General features: G+C 70.7%; 16 protein-coding genes and 2 pseudogenes. 13 read left to right on the top strand and 5 right to left on the bottom strand.

All coding sequences use genetic code 11. From position 1 onward, the window contains the following. Positions 1 to 148: 148 nt before the first annotated feature. Positions 149 to 1,624: a glycoside hydrolase family 47 protein gene (locus tag OG456_RS36530; protein WP_266568673.1), complete on the bottom strand. Its 1,476-nt coding sequence runs from the start codon at positions 1,622 to 1,624 to the stop codon at positions 149 to 151. 414 nt (positions 1,625 to 2,038) lie between these two features. Between OG456_RS36530 and OG456_RS36535 the strand changes: the two genes are divergently transcribed. Continuing rightward, a complete protein-coding gene (locus tag OG456_RS36535) occupies positions 2,039 to 4,057 on the top strand; it encodes a GxGYxYP domain-containing protein (protein ID WP_266568676.1) in 2,019 nt (672 codons plus the stop codon). Positions 4,058 to 4,087: 30 nt separating this feature from the next. Here the strand turns inward: OG456_RS36535 and OG456_RS36540 are convergent. Further along, positions 4,088 to 4,297 (bottom strand): annotated as a pseudogene (locus tag OG456_RS36540) (hypothetical protein); the annotation flags it as partial. 264 nt (positions 4,298 to 4,561) lie between these two features. Here OG456_RS36540 and OG456_RS36545 point away from each other — a divergent pair. Further along, positions 4,562 to 5,806, top strand: a complete 1,245-nt coding sequence (locus tag OG456_RS36545) for an MFS transporter (protein WP_323136383.1) — start codon at positions 4,562 to 4,564, stop codon at positions 5,804 to 5,806. A gap of 93 nt (positions 5,807 to 5,899) precedes the next feature. Beyond that, positions 5,900 to 6,115, top strand: a pseudogene (locus OG456_RS36550) (helix-turn-helix domain-containing protein); the annotation flags it as partial. Between the two features lie 120 nt (positions 6,116 to 6,235). Here OG456_RS36550 and OG456_RS36555 read toward each other — a convergent pair. Beyond that, the gene (locus OG456_RS36555) at positions 6,236 to 6,514 is read right to left on the bottom strand and encodes a DUF6233 domain-containing protein (protein WP_266568678.1); all 279 of its coding nucleotides are present in this window, start codon (positions 6,512 to 6,514) and stop codon (positions 6,236 to 6,238) included. A 167-nt stretch (positions 6,515 to 6,681) separates the two neighbouring features. Between OG456_RS36555 and OG456_RS36560 the strand changes: the two genes are divergently transcribed. Continuing rightward, the gene (locus OG456_RS36560) at positions 6,682 to 7,911 is read left to right on the top strand and encodes an MFS transporter (protein WP_266568680.1); all 1,230 of its coding nucleotides are present in this window, start codon (positions 6,682 to 6,684) and stop codon (positions 7,909 to 7,911) included. A gap of 110 nt (positions 7,912 to 8,021) precedes the next feature. Beyond that, a complete protein-coding gene (locus tag OG456_RS36565) occupies positions 8,022 to 8,453 on the top strand; it encodes a VOC family protein (RefSeq protein ID WP_266568682.1) in 432 nt (143 codons plus the stop codon). 53 nt (positions 8,454 to 8,506) lie between these two features. Here OG456_RS36565 and OG456_RS36570 read toward each other — a convergent pair whose 3' ends face one another. Further along, positions 8,507 to 8,782 (bottom strand): hypothetical protein, encoded by a 276-nt coding sequence (locus OG456_RS36570; RefSeq protein ID WP_266568684.1) that lies wholly within the window; start codon positions 8,780 to 8,782, stop codon positions 8,507 to 8,509. Positions 8,783 to 8,919: 137 nt separating this feature from the next. Next, entirely contained in the window at positions 8,920 to 9,063 is a 144-nt protein-coding gene (locus OG456_RS36575) for a hypothetical protein (protein ID WP_159032477.1), read from the bottom strand. A gap of 202 nt (positions 9,064 to 9,265) precedes the next feature. Between OG456_RS36575 and OG456_RS36580 the strand changes: the two genes are divergently transcribed. The 8 genes from OG456_RS36580 (at position 9,266) to OG456_RS36615 (ending at position 17,227) form a co-directional block, all read left to right on the top strand. Continuing rightward, positions 9,266 to 9,835 (top strand): TetR/AcrR family transcriptional regulator, encoded by a 570-nt coding sequence (locus OG456_RS36580; protein ID WP_266568688.1) that lies wholly within the window; start codon positions 9,266 to 9,268, stop codon positions 9,833 to 9,835. A 95-nt stretch (positions 9,836 to 9,930) separates the two neighbouring features. Beyond that, positions 9,931 to 11,118, top strand: a complete 1,188-nt coding sequence (locus OG456_RS36585; RefSeq protein ID WP_266568690.1) for a GDSL-type esterase/lipase family protein — start codon at positions 9,931 to 9,933, stop codon at positions 11,116 to 11,118. A gap of 498 nt (positions 11,119 to 11,616) precedes the next feature. Beyond that, positions 11,617 to 13,095: a hypothetical protein gene (locus OG456_RS36590; protein WP_266568692.1), complete on the top strand. Its 1,479-nt coding sequence runs from the start codon at positions 11,617 to 11,619 to the stop codon at positions 13,093 to 13,095. Positions 13,096 to 13,501: 406 nt separating this feature from the next. Beyond that, positions 13,502 to 15,178, top strand: coding sequence for a sensor histidine kinase KdpD (locus OG456_RS36595; protein WP_266568694.1), 1,677 nt, complete (start codon positions 13,502 to 13,504; stop codon positions 15,176 to 15,178). Beyond that, complete coding sequence (locus tag OG456_RS36600) at positions 15,175 to 15,600, top strand: roadblock/LC7 domain-containing protein (protein ID WP_266568696.1); 426 nt, start codon at positions 15,175 to 15,177, stop codon at positions 15,598 to 15,600. The genes OG456_RS36595 and OG456_RS36600 overlap by 4 nt, the downstream gene beginning before the upstream one ends. A gap of 2 nt (positions 15,601 to 15,602) precedes the next feature. Further along, positions 15,603 to 15,980 (top strand): DUF742 domain-containing protein, encoded by a 378-nt coding sequence (locus OG456_RS36605; protein WP_266568698.1) that lies wholly within the window; start codon positions 15,603 to 15,605, stop codon positions 15,978 to 15,980. Then, positions 15,958 to 16,662, top strand: a complete 705-nt coding sequence (locus OG456_RS36610; protein ID WP_266568700.1) for an ATP/GTP-binding protein — start codon at positions 15,958 to 15,960, stop codon at positions 16,660 to 16,662. The genes OG456_RS36605 and OG456_RS36610 overlap by 23 nt, the downstream gene beginning before the upstream one ends. Next, entirely contained in the window at positions 16,652 to 17,227 is a 576-nt protein-coding gene (locus OG456_RS36615) for a GAF domain-containing protein (RefSeq protein ID WP_266568702.1), read from the top strand. The genes OG456_RS36610 and OG456_RS36615 overlap by 11 nt, the downstream gene beginning before the upstream one ends. Positions 17,228 to 17,229: the final 2 nt, after the last annotated feature.

Consider the following 17,229-nt stretch of genomic DNA (forward strand, 5'->3'; position numbering starts at 1 on the left):
TCCTTGACTGAGGAAGGGGGGGCGGCTCGTTACCTGCGTCTGTACAACGTTGGAAGGAGCGGGCAGTTGGCATGACAGCACGCCCTCAGGCGCGCTGTCCAGGGTCATGACAAGACGACCCTCGGTAAGCGCGAGGGGCCGGCCGGGATCAGCGCACGCCGCGCAGCAGCTTGCCTTCGGTCGAGAGATAGCCGGTCCGGTAGTCGTAGCGCGGGGCAGCGGCGAAGATAAGGTAGAGGTACTTCATGTTCTCGGCGAACCAGTACGCGGGAGTCAGGTCTCCGAGCGCCATCGGCGAGACGGTCACGTCCGACGCGATGGTGTAACCGCCGTCGACGCGCAGGTTCTTCATCCCCTGGAAGTACGTCCACGCGGTGTCGCGCCACTCCTGCCGGCCGTTCAGCTGGAAGAGGTTGAACGCGGAGTTCACGTACTCCGGCCTGAGCTGATTGCCCTTCTGCGTCGCCGAGAAGTCGGTGTAGTCGATCTCCTCGGGCAGGACGGGATAGCGCTGCATCACCGCGGACCAGGACCGGTAGTACGCCTCACCCTGCGGCTGGTCGCCGCCCATCGCGAGGAGGCCGCCGTAGAACGAGGCGAGTTCCGAGGCACGCGTCCCGGTGGTCTTTCCGGTGTTCATGTCGACCTGGCGGAACCACAGATGACCGTCGACGGTCACCGACTGGCGCCGCAGGATCGCGCGCGTGGTCTCGCGGTACCAGTTGAGCAGATCCCGGTCACCGAAGAGCTCCCAGCCGCCCCACAGGTACTCGTAGAACGAGTCCACCGGCGGGTTCGGAGCCGTGTCGGTCCCGTCGGCCCACTTCCCGGTCTCGACGTTCAGCGACGTACCGAGCAGGCCGAGCGGAGAGATCCGTCGCATCGTCTCGCGATAGGCCTTCTTCGCCGCCCGGTAGTACTTCTGATCGCCGGTCAGCTGGGACAGCACCCCGAACTCGAGGATGTTCGTGCCCACTTCGGCCAGCGGCGGCGTGTTCCCCGAGACGGCACCCGTACGCATGTTGACCTGTGTGTACGGGATTCCGGTCGGCGACTTCGTGAACGCCGGGAGCAGCCGGTCCGCCGCCTCTCGGGTCAGCTCCAGGAGCTTCGGCCTGCGGGTCACCAGATAGCCGGACAGCAGGCCGCCGACCACGCGGATGATCGCCTCGAAGACATGGAAGTCGCCGTCGATGTCGAGGTCGAGATGCTTCTCCAGGTAGTCGCAGCTCAACTTCAGCTCGTCGTCGAGCTCCATCACGTAGAGCGTGTCCAGCGCCTCGATCACCGACAGCGCGACGGGACGGCCCGGGACGAAGAACTCGCTGCTCGTGCCGGACACCGGTTTGACCTCGTCGTGCCCCCAGGCGGCCTTCTTGTAGCCGTTCCAGCCATGGAGGAACTCGGCGCGCACCTGGGCCGCCTTCGCGCGGTCCGCCGGGGGCAGATGGCGGCCGCCCGGACTTGCGGAGGGCCTCGTGGCGGCCCCGGCGAGCGGGGAGCCGAGCAGCCCGGAGGCCGCGGCGGTGGCGCCGAGCAGGGCGGAGCCGCGCAGGATGCCGCGTCGGCTGAGGCTTCTCCTGTCGGGGGAGGAGGGGGAGGGGGAGGGGAAGGTCGAAGTCATGCGGGGATCTCGCCTTCTGCCCGACAGCCCACGGCTGCAGGGCAATTGATAACGTTGTCACCCGTCAGGGGGCGCTGTTGCCGAATACGGAGGGGCCTCGGGGTGCTGACGGGTTGTCGGAGAAGGTAGCGCTCGGCGCTCTTGTTCACGGCTGTGACGCGCAGCCGCGCGGACCGCAGGTGCGGAAGCGGTGCTTCACCACGTGTGCTTTGCAACGTTATATGAGCCAGGTGGTCCGGAGGCAAGAGTGCGGTCGTGCCCAATTCCGCCCGCCCTGCCAGGCCCTGACGGATGGGTGGACACGGTGCCGCACCCGTGTTGTCATGCTCCACGGCGCCGCAGTCTTCGATCGAGTGCAACCGGCCGTGTGACAACGATGTCATCTCTACTTCTCCCAAGGAGCAGTGATCGCCGATGGTGTCCCGAAGAAGCCTTCTCCAGGCAAGCGGTGCGGCCCTCGCGGCGGGAGGACTGGGTTTAGGCCTGCCGCACCCGGCCGGTGCCGCCGAATCCGCTGCCACCCGCCCCCTCCTGCCGTCCTTCGGCCGCCCCACCCACCTCGACGTCGCGGACGTCAGCACTCTGGACGGCCACGACCAGCTGCTCCTGACGACCCTTCAGGGCGTCGTCAACCGCCGCCGCCCACGCCTGTACTTCAACTTCGACAGCGGCGACGTGGACCTGCGCTGGCTGCCCGGCACCGGCGCCGCCGTCACCCGCCACGACCACGCGACCGACCTCGTGCGCCGCTACCGCGACGAGGTGCGCGGAGCCGTCCTCTACGACCCGGACGTCCCGGACTCGGTGAACATCGCCACGACCCTCGCCGGCCTGGAGAACGCCGTCGCCGCCACGGAGGGCCGGGCCCGCGGCCACGGCCTCGCCACCGTCGCCGATCTGCGCGGCCGGTTCGACGCCGACGACGTACTCGCCACGTACCGCTGGCAGTTGGACCATCTGTTCCCGCGCTGCACCCACACACTTCTGGCCGGACTGCCGCCGACGAGGACCGTACGCGCCGACGGCGTGCAGTGGCGCGAGGTCGCCCGCGAGGCCGAGCGCGTGCGCGACTCGTCGAACCGGCAGGTGCGCACTTTCGACCTGAGCGCGGAACTGACCGGCGAGGACGGCGTCTACCTCCGCTTCCAGGACTCCTACGGAGACGACGGCTGGGGCGCGTCGGTCGGCTCGGTCAAGGTGAAGGCGGACGGGCAGGTGGTCGCCTCCTTCGCGCCCGGCACGGACGCAGAGACCCCGTACCTCTTCGACGGCGTCAACTCCTCGATGGGCGGGGACGCCAACCGGTTCTGCGACGGCGGCGGTTACTTCATCTACCGGTTCACCGCGCCGGCCGGCACCCGGGAACTCGTGGCCGAGGTCGACGTGTGGAACCAGTACCTGGTCACCGCGACGACGACGGCACCCACGCGCACCGAACCGTTCCCGTACTTCCGGGACTACGCGGTCGCGAGCCGCGCCATGGTCGTATGGCTGCCGCCGTCCGGCGGGACGGGCGAGCTCCTCGACGAGATCTTCAGCCTCGTCGAGCCCACCACCCCGTACGCCGGCTGGTTCTCCAACGACGTGGCGGGGGAGTGGGGTGGCGTCGACCGGGCTTCGCAGCACGGCGTCGAGGTGGTGCCCGCCGACTTTTACATGAACGGCACCGTGCACGCCGGCGTCCCGGCGAAGGTCTCCGCCAAGATCCGGCCCCGGCAGAAGTCGACCCTCCGCAACCGCGTCCACCTCACCCTCACGTTCGGGGAGGGCGACAACGTCCAGTACTGCCAGCGCCACATGCGTGACATCTGGGACGACCCGAAGCGCGGCGCCGTCCCCGTCAACTGGACGGTCAGTCCCCTGCTCGCCGACATCGGACCCGCGATCCTCGCGTACTACCAGAAGACCGCCACCGGCAACGACCTGCTGATCGCGGGCCCCTCGGGCGCGGGCTACACCTATGCCGGTTCCTGGCCCGAGAAAGCGCTCGACGCGTACACGGCACTCACGGGACGCTTCCTGCGCCGCACCGGCCTGGATCTCGTCTACGCGTACAACCCCCGCAACGCGGCCGGCGACGGCTGGGTCCCGTTCGACGAGCGCGTCATCCGCTCCTATCGGGACCACACCCAGTTGCGCGGCATCATCCAGTCCTGGGAGACGGGGGATCTCCAGATCAGGCCCGCGGGGCTGCCGGTGATCGGCAACTTCTTCCCGCAGGGAAAGGCGGCCGAGTACCGAGACGGGCTGCTGAAGCACATCAAGGACTGGGACGGCGGCTCACCGCTGTTCATCGCGGGTGCCGTGAACGCCTGGAGCTGGACCCCGAGCGATGTCGCGGAGCTCGGCGAACTGCTCGGGGACCCGTTCGAGATCGTCCGCGGTGACGTCTTCTTCGACCTGCTGAACAGGGCCGGAAGCCGGGAGGGCTGAGCGGTCGGGGGCCCCTCGGAGGGCCGGCCACGCCGCCTCCTGGTGGTGGGCACCGCCGCCGCGCCACTTCACCCGCGCCGGGTCGTCGAGCAGCATCTCCGCGTCCGGCAGCCCGGCCCGGTGCAGGGACCCGACGAATTCCATGTCGGAGGGCGCGAGGCCGAGTATCTGTCCGCGCGTCGTCACCCTGCGCCCACTCGTGGGCGAGGGGCGGTGCACGCCTGTCGGCGCGACGCCCATAACTACAGGGTCATCCGAATGCTGGGCGCGTACATCCGGTGATCAGGCGTTTTTGTTGGAAGATAGAGACAGAGCCCCGCTCGGCCCACCCCCCCCGGCCGGGCGGGGCTCGCTCTGTGTGTGCGGGCTCCCGTAGAGGTTGTGCGTGGGGGCTCCCCCAGTGGTTCTCAGTCGGCGGCATCACGCAACTCTCTTGCTATTGCAAGTAATATGCAACAAGCTGTTCCGGTCCTTACCGCCTGCCCCAGGACGCGGAGCCACGACATGCCCGTCATGCCCCAGCTGATGCCCGAAGCGGGACCCCGACGCGTCCTCGCCGCATCGAACTTCGTGAACACCGTCGGCAGCGGCCTCTATCTGACCGCCGGAGTCCTGTACTTCACCCAGGACGTCCGTCTCCCCGCGACGCAGGTGGGACTCGGACTCGGTGTCGCCGGCTTCGCCTCGCTCGCCATGGGCATAGCCGCGGGCCACCTCGCGGACAGGCGCGGAGCGCGCGGCGTCTACGCGGCGACCATCGTCGTGCAGGCGCTGGCGACGGCGGGCTTCTCCCTGGTGGGCAGCTTCTGGCCGTTCGTCCTGGCCGTCTGTGCCGCGACCGGGGCGCAAGCGGCGGGACGGGCCGCGCGCAGCCCGCTCATCAGGCACTTCGGCGGGGACCGGCCGCAGGAGTTCCGCGCCTACCTCCGGGCCGTCACCAACATCGGCATCTCCTTCGGCGCGCTGCTGGCGGGCTGGGCCCTCCAGGTGGGCACCCACACCGCGTACCAGCTCCTGGTCATCGGCAACGCGATCGCCTTCGGCGCCTCCGCGGTCATCCTGCTCCTCCTGCCGCCGGTCGGCCCGGAACCCACGGCCGCCGGCCCCCGCTGGATCGCACTGCGGGACCGGCCCTACCTCCTCCTCACGGCGCTGGACGGCATCATGGCGATCCAGTTCAAGGTGCTCACCGTGGCCATTCCGCTGTGGCTGGTCGTCGCCACGAGCGCACCGCACTGGCTCATCTCGGGCACGATGCTCGTCAACACCGTCATCGTCATCGCCCTTCAGGTGCGGGCCGGCCGCACCATCGACTCCCCGGAGGCGGGTGGCGGCGCGTACCGGCGGGCAGGCGCGGTCTTCCTCGTCTCCTGTTCGCTGATCTCGCTGTCCGCGGGTGTCCCGGCATGGGCCGCGGTGACGCTCCTCATGGCCGCGGTGGTGGTCCACACGGTCGGCGAACTGTGGCACTCCGCCGCGGGGTTCGAGGTGTCCTTCGCCCTCGCCCCCGAACGGGCCACCGGCCAGTACCTCGGCGTGTTCGGTCTGGGCGCGGGCCTGGCGGACACGCTCGGCCCCAGCCTGCTGATCGCGCTCTGCATCACGTGGGGCCGACCCGGCTGGTACGTGGTCGGAGCCCTGTTCACCGTCACCGGACTGGCGGCCCCCTTCGCCGTCCGCTGGGCTCAACGGCCTGTGCCCGCACGGGAGATGCCTCTCGAAGCGAGGCGGCCTGTTTCTCAGGTCTGAAATGCGACCGGACCATCCCGTCTGAAGGGCGACCGAGTTATTCCGGTCGGCCGGGGGATTCCGAGGGCGGCCGGCGGAGCAGCCGGGTGAACGCGCAGAGACGAGGTCGCGCAGCTGGCATCGATCAGCGCCGACTACTACACCCGCCTGGAGCAGGGGCGCATACAGGCGTCGGCGCCCGTCCTCGGCACGCCGGCGCGCGTCCTGCACGTCGACGACGATCAGCGCGACTACCTGTTCGGGCTGGTGGGGAAAAGCCCCGGTCGGTCCCGGAAGCGCACGCGGCAGAAGGTCCAGCCGCAGTTGCAGTTCTGGACTGCCGAAGTCGGCACGCCCAGCCATGACGGACTGCGCATTCTCGTGTCCTGGGCGGCGGATCATCCGGAGGCCGCCTCGGAACCGGCGCGCTGACGGGCGCCCGCCACCGGGTCAGTCCAGCACTCCGAGCACCCCGTCGGGGTTGCAGTGCGGGCAGGCCGGCACCTGTTCCCACAGTGCGCGGCGCGCTTGGTCGTCAGTGACGCCTCGCGACCGTTTGCCCGCCATGTGGCAGCCGCCGGCGTGCACGTACACAGGCGCGCGTCGGCCGAGGCCCATCTCGATCAGCCAGTCGGGGGCCGGTGGCCGGTCCCGTTCGCCGCGCTCCTTCTCGGCTTCGCGCCGCTCCGCCTCCGCGATCTTGCGGCGCACCCGGTCCAGGGACAGCACGAGCCCTGTCTCCAGCGTGCGGAGCCTTGGCAGGTCGGGCGGAAGTTCGGACGTGTGTTCGAGTCTACGACGGTTTCCGGCCAGGCAGTGCGCCCGTCAAATGGCCCAAGCGTAAGGCCATGAATTGCCCCACAGGGATGGGCCGCTCTGCGCGTACCGTCCATGACATGCCGAACCCTCTGCCGCCCGCCGGCCCTCAACGCACCCTCGCCCTGGCCCAGTTGAGTAACTCGCTCGGCGACGGCGCCTACTACGTCACCTCGGCGCTCTACTTCACTCAGGTCGTCGGTCTCGCGCCCGCCAGGATCGGCCTCGGCCTCACCGTCGCCTGGGCCGTCGGCTCGGTCGTCGGGGTGCCGCTCGGCAGGATCGCGGACCGCAGGGGCCCGCGCGGAACAGCGGTCCTGCTCGCCCTCGCGACCGGCGCGGCGGTCGCCTCCTTCCTGGCCGTACGCGATTTCCTCCCCTTCCTCGTGGCCGCCTGCCTCTACGCGAGCGCGCAGTCGGGACTCGCGGCCGCACGTCAGGCGCTGCTCGCCGGTCTCGTGGCCAAGGAGGACCGCACCGGCGCGCTCGCCCACCTGCAGTCGACACTCAACGCGGGTCTGGCGGTAGGCGCGGCGCTGGGCGGCCTCGCGCTGTCCGCAGGGACGAGGTCGGCGTATCTCACGGTCTTCGCGATCGACGCCCTGAGCTTCGCCCTCTGCGCGCTCGTCCTGCTGCGGCTCCCGGCCCTCGCACCGGCGCCGGCCGTCCGGGGAGCGAAGCTCGAAGTGCTGCGGGACCGGCCCTACGCGGCCGTGACCCTCCTCAACACCGTCCTTCTCCTGCGGATGCCGCTGCTCAGCGTCGGGCTCCCGCTGTGGATCAACGAGCGCACCGACGCCCCCACATGGCTCGTCTCCGCGCTCTTCATCCTCAACACCGGCGCCGTGATGCTCTTCCAGGTCCGCACGGCCCGCTCGGTCTCGGGCCTCCCCACCGCGGCCCGCGCCATCCGCAGGTCAGGCGTGCTCATGCTGCTGGCCTGCGGTGTCTTCGCCGCCTCGGCCGCCGACTCGGTCTGGGCGGCGGTCGCCGCCCTGGTCGGTGGGTCGGTGCTTCTGGTCGCCGCCGAGATGCTCCAGTCGGCCGGATCCTGGCAGCTCGGCTTCGACCTCGCCCCGGCCGGACGCGTCGGCGAGTACCAGGGCTTCTTCGGTACGGGCGTCACCGTCGCCCGCACACTGGGCCCGCTGCTGCTCACGGCGCTGCTGATGGGAATGGGAACGACCGGATGGCTACTCCTCGGCGGCCTGGTCCTGGCGGCGTCGTACGCGCTGGGGCCGGTGGCGCGGTGGGCGGCGAAAACGCGCCAAGATCCGGCGCCCCTACGGATCGCGGCCCCGACGGCGTGACCGCGAGGCTGCCCACGGGTAGGCCCACGTCGTCCGAAGTGGCAAGCGTGACCGGCGCTCCGCCACCGCGCAGCCTCCCGAACAGTCTTCCAAAAGGAGACCGGCCCACCATGACCGAACTCGACTCGCCGATCCCGCGGTTCCACCTGGCCGTGCCCGTGGACGACCTGGCCGCCGCCCGGAACTTCTACGGCAAGGTGCTCGGCCTTGAGCAGGGCCGCAGCGCCGACACATGGGTGGACTGGAATCTCCACGGCCACCAGTTCGTCACCCACCTCGCGCCCACCCGCGCCCAGCACGTCCACAACCCTGTCGACGGACACGACGTGCCCGTGCCGCACTTCGGCCTGATCCTGGCGATCCCCGCGTTCCAGGAGCTCGCCGAGCGGCTCCGTGCCGTGGACACGAAGTTCGTCATCGAGCCCTACGTACGCTTCGCGGGCGAGCCCGGCGAGCAGTGGACGATGTTCCTGCTCGACCCGGCGGGCAACGCCCTGGAGTTCAAGGCGTTCGCCGACGACTCGCAGGTCTTCGCCACCTGAGAGCGCTGTGCGCCGGAGCCGTCACCCGCCTTCGCCTTCACCCGCCTTCGCCTTCACCCGCCTTCGCCTTCACCCGCCTTCGCCTTGACCTCGGCCTCGACGTCGCTCCTGGCGAGGCCCTCGTCCTTGGCGTACTCGGTGACGGCCTCCTGGACGTCGCGGGCCAGGTCGCGCCAGGCACGCCAGGCCGTCTCGTACGTCTGGGTCTGGGCCTCGCTCCGCGGCTCGAGCCCCGGTGGTCCGTAGCCGTCCCGCAGTCTCAGGACCTCGTGGTGTGCCGCGTTCGCGGCCTGCTGTCTCTCGACGAGTTCGTCGAAGGTGTGTGCCACGCAGCGGATCCTAGGTCGCCGTGAAGGCGATCCCGGTCAGCGCTCGCGCGGGTGACACGAATGCCGGAGGGGTGTGAGCGAAACGGGTCAGGGGCGGCGCCGTCCGGCGCCGCCCCTGACACATCCGGCGAGGGCCCTCAGGACTGGGGGCGCTTGCCGTGGTTCGCGGCGTGCTTGCGGCGGGCCTTCTTCTTGCGGCGTCGCTTCGAGGACATTGCTACCTCCCAGGTGTCGCTGTTCTTCGGTCCTGCCTGGATGAGCGGGCCCACCCAGACGATCATCCGGCCGCCTACCCAAGGGCGCGACCGGTAATGACGTGGCCCATGCCACCACTCCCGTCCCCGATCGGCCGGGCGGCGCGCCGCTGCGGCGCGCCGCGCTGCGGGCGGCCTCATCCGCTCCTGCGCCCCCTAAGGTGCTCATGGATTTGCCTAAAGATATTAGGCAACTGCATAATCGCTTTCGTTGATTGGGGTGAAGGTAATGGTGCGAGTAGGGCTGACCAGGGAACGCCTGATCCGGGCGGGCGCCGAGCTTGCCGACGAGGTCGGGTTCGACAAGGTGACCGTCTCGGCGCTCGCGAGACAGTTCGACGTCAAGGTCGCGAGCCTGTACTCGCACCTGAGGAACTCCCAGGAACTCAAGACCGGGATCGCACTGCTCGCCCTGGAGGAACTCGCCGACCGGGGAGCGGCGGCGCTCGCCGGGCGCGCGGGCAAAGACGCCCTCGCCGCCTTCGCGAACGTCTACCGCGACTACGCCAGGGAACACCCCGGTCGCTACGCGGCCGCTCAGCTGCCGCTCGACCCGGAGACGGCGGCCGCCAGCGCCGGCGTCAGGCATGCGCAGATGACGCGGGCGATCCTGCGGGGCTACGACCTCACGGAGCCGGACCAGACCCACGCGGTCCGGCTCCTGGGCAGCGTCTTCCACGGCTACGTGAGCCTGGAGATGCAGGGAGGGTTCAGCCACAGCGCCCCCGAGTCGCAGGAGAGCTGGTCGCGGATCCTCGACTCCCTCGACGCCACGCTGCGGAACTGGCCCGCACCCTGACCGCGGCCCCGCGCCGACCGCGGACGCATCGGCGACGGCGGGGGAACAACTCCAGCCCACTCAGGCATATTGATCAACAGGTTGAGGCAATCCACATGAACGACAACTGGACCACCACTCCCGTCACTTCCGACCTCGTGCGTGGCGCGTACGAGTTGGAGCGCACCGAGCACGGCGTGCTCCCGCACCGGCTGCCCGCGCGGGCCCGCGCGCAGTGCGCCGACGCACAACTGACCATGGCGGAGGCCCAGCCCTCCGGCGTACGGCTGGTGTTCCGCACCACGGCCACCGTCATCGAGCTGGACGCGCTCCGCACCAAGATGGCCTACAAGGGCGCTCCGCCCCGTCCCGACGGCGTGTACGACCTGCTGGTTGACGGCCGCCTGGCCGCGCAGGCCGGCGTCACCGGCGGCAACGTGCAGATGATGGACATGACCACCGGCACCAGGGAGACCCGGCCCGGCCCCGTCGGTACCGTGCGGTTCACCGGGCTGCCCGACCGCGTCAAGGACGTCGAGATCTGGCTGCCGTACAACGAGATGACCGAGCTGGTCGCCCTGCGCGCCGACGCCCCGGTCGAGTCCGCGCCGGACAGCGGACGGAAGGTGTGGCTGCATCACGGCAGTTCGATCAGCCACGGCTCGGAGGCCGCGAGCCCCAGCACGACCTGGCCGGCGCTGGCCGCTTCCCTCGGTGGCGTGGAGCTGATGAACCTCGGTCTGGGCGGCAGTGCCCTGCTCGACCCGTTCACCGCGCGTGCCCTGCGGGACGCGCCCGCGGACTTGATCAGCGTCAAGCTCGGCATCAACATCGTCAATGCCGACCTGATGCGCGTGCGCGCGTTCGCTCCGGCGGTGCACGGCTTCCTCGACACGATCCGTGAGGGACACCCGACCGCGCCGCTGCTGGTCGTGTCGCCGATCTACTGCGCCATCCACGAGGACACTCCGGGCCCCAGCGCCCCGGACTTCAGCAACCTCAGTGCGGGCAGGCTCCAGTTCGTGGCCGTCGGTGACCCGGCGGAGCGGGCGGCGGGGAAGCTGACGCTCAACGTCATCCGGGACGAGCTGGCGAGCGTCGTGAAGCAGCGGGAGGCGGAGGATCCGCACCTGTACTACCTCGACGGCCGCGACCTCTACGGCGAGGCGGACTTCGCCGAGCTGCCGCTGCCCGACCAGCTCCACCCGGACGCCGCCACCCACCGGCGCATGGGCGAACGCTTCAACACCCTGGCCTTCGGCACGGACGGGCCGCTCGCCCTCCCGGCGGGCGACCGTCCCTGAGGCTCATCCTCGCCGAGGGGGAAGTGGCGTCACCTCTGGCGTGCGGCGCCGAGCCTCTGTCCCGTCAGGCGCATCGCACCGCGCACCGCCGCGACCGCGCCGACGGACAGGGCGACGGCGACCCCGTCATCGGAAGCGCTGCTTCAACACGTGGAGCGACTGCTGTAGGTGGCGGCGAGAAGGCCTGCGGTCTGTGATCAAGCTGACGCTCGCTGAGGGGGAGGGCGATGTGGCAGCTGCACGAGTTGGCGTTTCAGCCATTGCGTCGACGGGCGGGTGATACACCAATTCCACAACCAATGCCCATGGTTTGACGGTCCGTATGCATAATGCTCGGCATGAAGAAGTTGATCTCCGCGGCCCGGGCCCTGTCGCCCCGGACACGGCCGCGTCCGCACTCGGACCCGGACCCGTGACCCGGGGCTGACCGAATCTGGCCGGACAATCGGCGAGCCACGGGGGGCTCGCGACTCTCTTAGACGTGGAGACAGTTAATCGATGCGCCCCCGGACGCTGTTGCGGGCCTTGCTGACGGAGCGGGGCTGCGGCCACTTCGCTACGTTCGAAGAAGAGTTCACCCGGTCCGCCCAGCTCGCAGCAGCGAAACTGAACCGACCCGACCTGGCGACGGTGACCGCCTCCCAGGCCACCTGGAAGCGCTGGCTCTCCGGCGACCAGATACCCCGCAGTGACGCCGGCGCCGTCCTCGAGTTCATGCTCGGCGTCGACGTCGAGACGCTGCTGCGGCCCGCGGTGGAGCGCGGCGTCGTACTGCCGCAGATCGCACCCAGCGCCGCGCGGGACGCGGCGCGGCTCCTGAACTCCATGTTCGACACGTCATACCTGGACCCCCTGGGCCGGGCCTCCGGCATGGAGGGCGTGTGGCACCTGGACGGCCAGCGGTTCTTCGACGGAACCTCTGTCGCCGTCCAGCTCTACGAGGCCGACGAGCAGGACGGCCGCGTGGTCATCGGAGCCCACCACCACGCGCACGTACGGGCCTTCACGCGGGCCACCCGCCGCGCGCTGGTCCTCGGCACACTCGGCGACGAAGGCCTGTACGCCATCGACGCCGCCCACGCCCGCCGTCAATTAGCGGTCACCGCCGACACGCTGCCGATCTCGACCCCGTACAAGATCGACGACCTCACGTACGGGCTGCTGTGGGCGATGCTGAACCTGGACGACAGCCTGCTGGCCAACGACCATGTGCTGCACGCCGAAAAGCAGACCCTGGAACCGCTGTGGGCACAGCGGCGTTCGGCGGTCGCCCGGTCCGCCGTGCCGGATCTCACGAATGTCGGCAGTGCCTGGCTCGGCATGTACTTCTGTGCCGAGCACATCATCCGGCGCCTCGACGAGGGCAGCTCGCCGCCGGTCTTCTGGAGCCCGGTGCGGACGGGGGAGGAAGCCGCGGTGTGGCTGTTCTTCGCGTCGTGGACGCAGTTCCGCCACGCGCTCCAGGAGCGCCTCGCCGACGACGGAGCCCCTCCCGAGCGGGTGTTCTGCATCCCGGCGACGGACGCCGGGGCGAGCCAGCGCTACGAGCGGATCCTGCTGTGGCTGGCCGTGGCCATGATGGAACGCGACGGGCAGACGATCTCGGTGTGCGCCGAGCCGGAGTACAAGCGCATCGACGGCTTCGTACTCGTGCCCGGACGCCGTGTCATCTCCGCCAACTGGCTCGGCTCCGAAGGCATCTGGCACGTCGACACCACCGACAGCCTGGCCGATGTCAGCGCCTATGCCCAGGTCGTCGACCACGCCCGCAGCCAGAGCGTCACCAAGGGCGACAGCTCGGAGGAGCGGCTGCGGTCACTCGCCCACCATCTCGACCTCGACTGGGGCTGGCTGGTGCGGCGCTGCCGCGAGCTGGGCGCGTTCGGCATCGCGGGGATGCTGCGCCCGCGCAGCCGCCTCATCTCCGTCGAGGAACTCGAAGGAGTGCTGCGCTTCGCGGGCGAGTTCGACGGCTGAGGGTGACGGTGGGGCCGGGGACCGGGCCCGCGATCGGGCCCGGTCTGGCCACCGGCGCGGGCAGGGTCGTTTGCGGGTCGTTGGGGGTGTGCCCCCGGGCCCGGGGGAGCGGTGCCGCATCCGGCTACCCGGCGGTAGGAGTGCCGGGCGGGTGCCGATCTCACACCTGGAAGAGGGAAACGACCCTGGAACGACCCTGGTTTCCCGTAGCTCAGCCCGGGCCGGACCGACAGAGTTGATGTTCGTCGCAGAGGCCGTTTTGCCACGCGGCAGCCACCCTGGACAAGATGCACGCGAGTCACAACGAGCCTCCTCCACAAGGAGGTTCGGACGACCGCGGGCGCGGCCGACACGTACAAGGACGTCGGCGCGCCGGCGCTGCCCCCCGCTCGTCTTGAGGACGCCTATGTCTCACTTCTCGTCGGACGCCACCGCATCCGGCGCCCACCGCAGCGGCCGGAGAGCCGGCAAGGCCGCTCCGGCCGACCTGAGGACCGAGCGTGGCCTGCGCCGACGCACCACGATGCTCGGCATGGCCCCCGCCGGAACGGTGGCCGTCCTCGCGGGCGGAGCGTTCGCCGTCTCCGCGGCGGGGGCCTCGGGGCCGCTGGTGTGGGGCGCGGGGGTCTCGGCCGGCGTGTGCTGTGCGGCGGTCCTCGCCGTCGCACGGCGAGCCGCGCACAGCACCGCTGACACGCTCACCCGGCAGCGGGCCGAGAACGACGCGGCGGTCGGCGAGTGGATCAAGCATCTGACATCGCTCGCCGCCGACGGGCACCAGAGCGTCGCCCGGACCGCGGAGCAACTGCGCAGCGGCGACCGCCCCGACGCCCCCGCGCCCGTCCCGGAGACGGCCGCGACGCACGCGTTCGGCGCGCTTGAGCAGCACCTGCGGCACTTCCAGCACACGGCGCAGACCGCAGTGATCCACGCGGGCACGCGCCAGCAGGTGGACGCCTTCGTCAACATCGCCCGACGGCTGCAGCTCCTCGTGACGCGCGCGCTGAAGCAACTCGACGACGCCGAGCGGGTGGTCGAGGACCCCGAGCACCTCGACCGGCTCTACACCATCGACCACCTCGTCACCCGCGTACACCGCGCGGTGGAGAGCCTCGCGGTCCTCGGCGGCGCCGTGCCCCGCCACTTCAGCTCCCCGGTCCCGCTCGCCACGGTGCTGCGCCAGGCCGTCGCGGAGATCGAGCACTACCCCCGCGTCCGCGTGCTGCCGCCGCCGTCCGGCTACGAGGTCCTCGGCCACTCCGCCGTCGAGATCATCCACCTCATCGCCGAACTCGCAGAGAACGCCACCAAGTTCTCGCCGCCCCACACGCAGGTGATGATCCGCGCCCAGATGGCCGCGTCCGGCATGGTCGTGGAGATCGAGGACCGCGGCCTCGGCATGCCCCCCGAGGTGCGGGACGAGATGAACCGCCTCCTCGCCCAGCCCGAACTCTTCGACGTCGACCAGCAGTTGCAGGACGGCCGCACCGGCCTGTTCGTGGTCGCGAAGATAGCCAGGCGGCGCGGGCTCGCCGTACAGCTCCAGGAGAACCTCTACGGAGGCGTCCAGGCGGTCCTGATCCTGTCGCACTCGGTGCTCAGCGAGTCCCGCGCCGGGCAGAAGGCGGCGGCGCAGAAGCCCGCGGCTCCGGCGGCCCCCGCCGAGCCGGAGCCGGCCCGCGCGCCCGCCGCGGTCGCGAGCCGCCGAGCGCAGCCGTTGCCCGCAGCCGTGGACCCCGCACGGCCGCACGCACCCCGGGAGGCCACGGCCGTGACCACGCAGCCGCCCCTTCCCCAGCGGCAGGTGCCCGCCGCGCCCGCCGCCCCCGCCGCCGCCGCGCCGACCGAGGACCCCACAGGGCGCCCGGTCCTGGCCCAGCGGAACAAGGAACGCCGCTCACACATCTCCCCCCAACTGCGCGAGCAGGGGCCGGCCGCCGACCACGGCGACGGCGAGTCGATCGACGCAGGCCTGCTCGCCCGCTTCACCGCGGGACTGCAGCGGGCCGAGCAGGACGACGGGGCCACCCCCGGATCCCCGGTGGCACCCACTCAGCGCTATGACTCCCAGGAGTACCGATGACCCAGCCATCATTCGACCAGGACCTGGACTGGCTGCTCGCCGACCTCGCCGCCAGGGTGCCCGCCGTGACGGGCGCGGTCCTGGCCTCCAGCGACGGCGTGATGCGGCACAGCCACGGTCTCGGCTACGACGACGCGGACCGGCTGAGCGCGATCACCACCGGCATGTGCTCGCTCGGCGGCGGTCTCGGCACCATCCAGCGCGCCTTCGGCGGGGTCGAGCAGGTCATCGTGCAGGGCGAGGGCGGCTATCTGTTCGTCTCCCGGGCCGGTGTCAACGGCGTACTCGGTGTGCTGACCGACAAGAGCGCGGACGTCGGAGTGGTCGGCTACGAGATCGCGATGCTCGTGAAGAGCGTCAGGGGCCACCTCGGCACGCCCGCGCGCACCGCACCGGGGCCCTCCGGCGCTCTGGTCGACTAACGGTGGCGGACTTCACCGACGAGCCCTGGCTGGCCGAGGACACCGCTCAGCTGCGGCTCTACGCGCTGACAGGTGGCCGCACCCGCCCAGCCCGTGCCCTGGGGCTCGTGTCCCGGGTACGGGCTGCCCCCGGCCTCGCCCCCTCGACCGTGGACAGGCTCGGCCCCGAGAGCGCCCAGGTGCTCGAACTGTGCGGCCGGGAACCGCGGTCGGTCGCCGAGATCGCCGGCCGGCTGGGGGTCCCCGTACAGGTCACCAAGATCCTTCTGTCCGATCTGCTCGACTCCCACGTACTCGTTCCCGCGCTTCCCCCGCGAGAGGCGGACGGAAGCGACCCACTCCTCCTGGAGGCGGCACTTGAAGGCCTTCGAAGCCTCTGACGACATCCCTCTGACCGCGCTGAAGATACTCATCGCCGGCGGGTTCGGCGTGGGCAAGACCACGATGGTCGCCACGGTCAGCGAGATCGAACCGCTGACCACGGAGGAGATCCTCACCACGGCCAGCGCGGCCACCGACAGCCTGGTCGGCGTGGAGAACAAGACCACCACGACCGTGAGCATGGACTTCGGCCGCATCACCCTGTGGCGCCAGCAGTTGCAGCTCCTGCTGTTCGGTACCCCCGGTCAGGACCGCTTCTGGTTCATGTGGGACGACCTCGCCCTCGGCTCCATCGGCGCGGTCGTCCTCGCCGACACCCGCCGCCTCGACGACTGCTTCAGCGCCGTCGAGTTCTTCGAGGACCGCGGCGTGCCCTTCGTCGTGGCCGTCAACGAGTTCGACACCGCCCACCGCTACACGGCGGAGGAGGTGCAGTCCGCGATCGAGCTGAACCCCGACGTCCCCGTCATCATGTTCGACGCGCGCGCCCCGTTCTCCACCCAGCAGGTCCTGATCAGGCTCGTCGAGTACGCGCTCACGCTGTCGCTGCGCTCCGCGCCGGCGTCCGAGCCCGCACTCGACCCGCCCGCCCCCGCCCCTTCACCTTCGTTGCCCTCCTCCGCTTCGTTGCCCTCCTCCGCCGCCTCCTCCTTCGACGGGAACCCGCACCGTGCCTTTTGACGCTGAGACGGGGCTGCACATCGCAGCCCCCGACACCGAACTCGACGCGCGCGTCGAACGCCTCGCCCAGCTCGGCCTGGGCGACGCGGCCGCCGACCTCGACGCCCTCGCCTCGGAACTCGCCGAGGCGGCGGGCACGCCGTACGCGATGGTCAACCTCATCACCGACCAGCAGTTCTTCGCCGGCCTGCACACGCCGCAGGGCCTGCCCAACACCCTCGGCCCGCACGACGCGATGAACGGGCCCGAGGTCGGCCGCGTGATGGCACGCGACCACGGCTACTGCCCCGAGGTCATCAGCCGCCGCATCCCGCTCGTCCTGCCCGACGTGTACGCGGCACCCCGGTTCGCCGGCAACCCGGTGGTCGACGAACTGGGCATCCGTGTGTACCTCGGGGCGCCGCTCATCGACGAGGAGACCGGCATCGCGCTCGGCACCGTCTGCGCGGTGGGCACCGAGCCCCGCGCCCTGGCGACGGCGCGCGGCTCCCTCGACCTCATCAAGAGGTTCCGGGACCAGGCCATGGTGCGCATCTACGAGCGTGCCGGGCAGCCCCGCCTCTGACG

It is taken from the genome of Streptomyces sp. NBC_01446 (assembly GCF_026340095.1).
GTDB lineage: Bacteria > Actinomycetota > Actinomycetes > Streptomycetales > Streptomycetaceae > Streptomyces > Streptomyces aureus.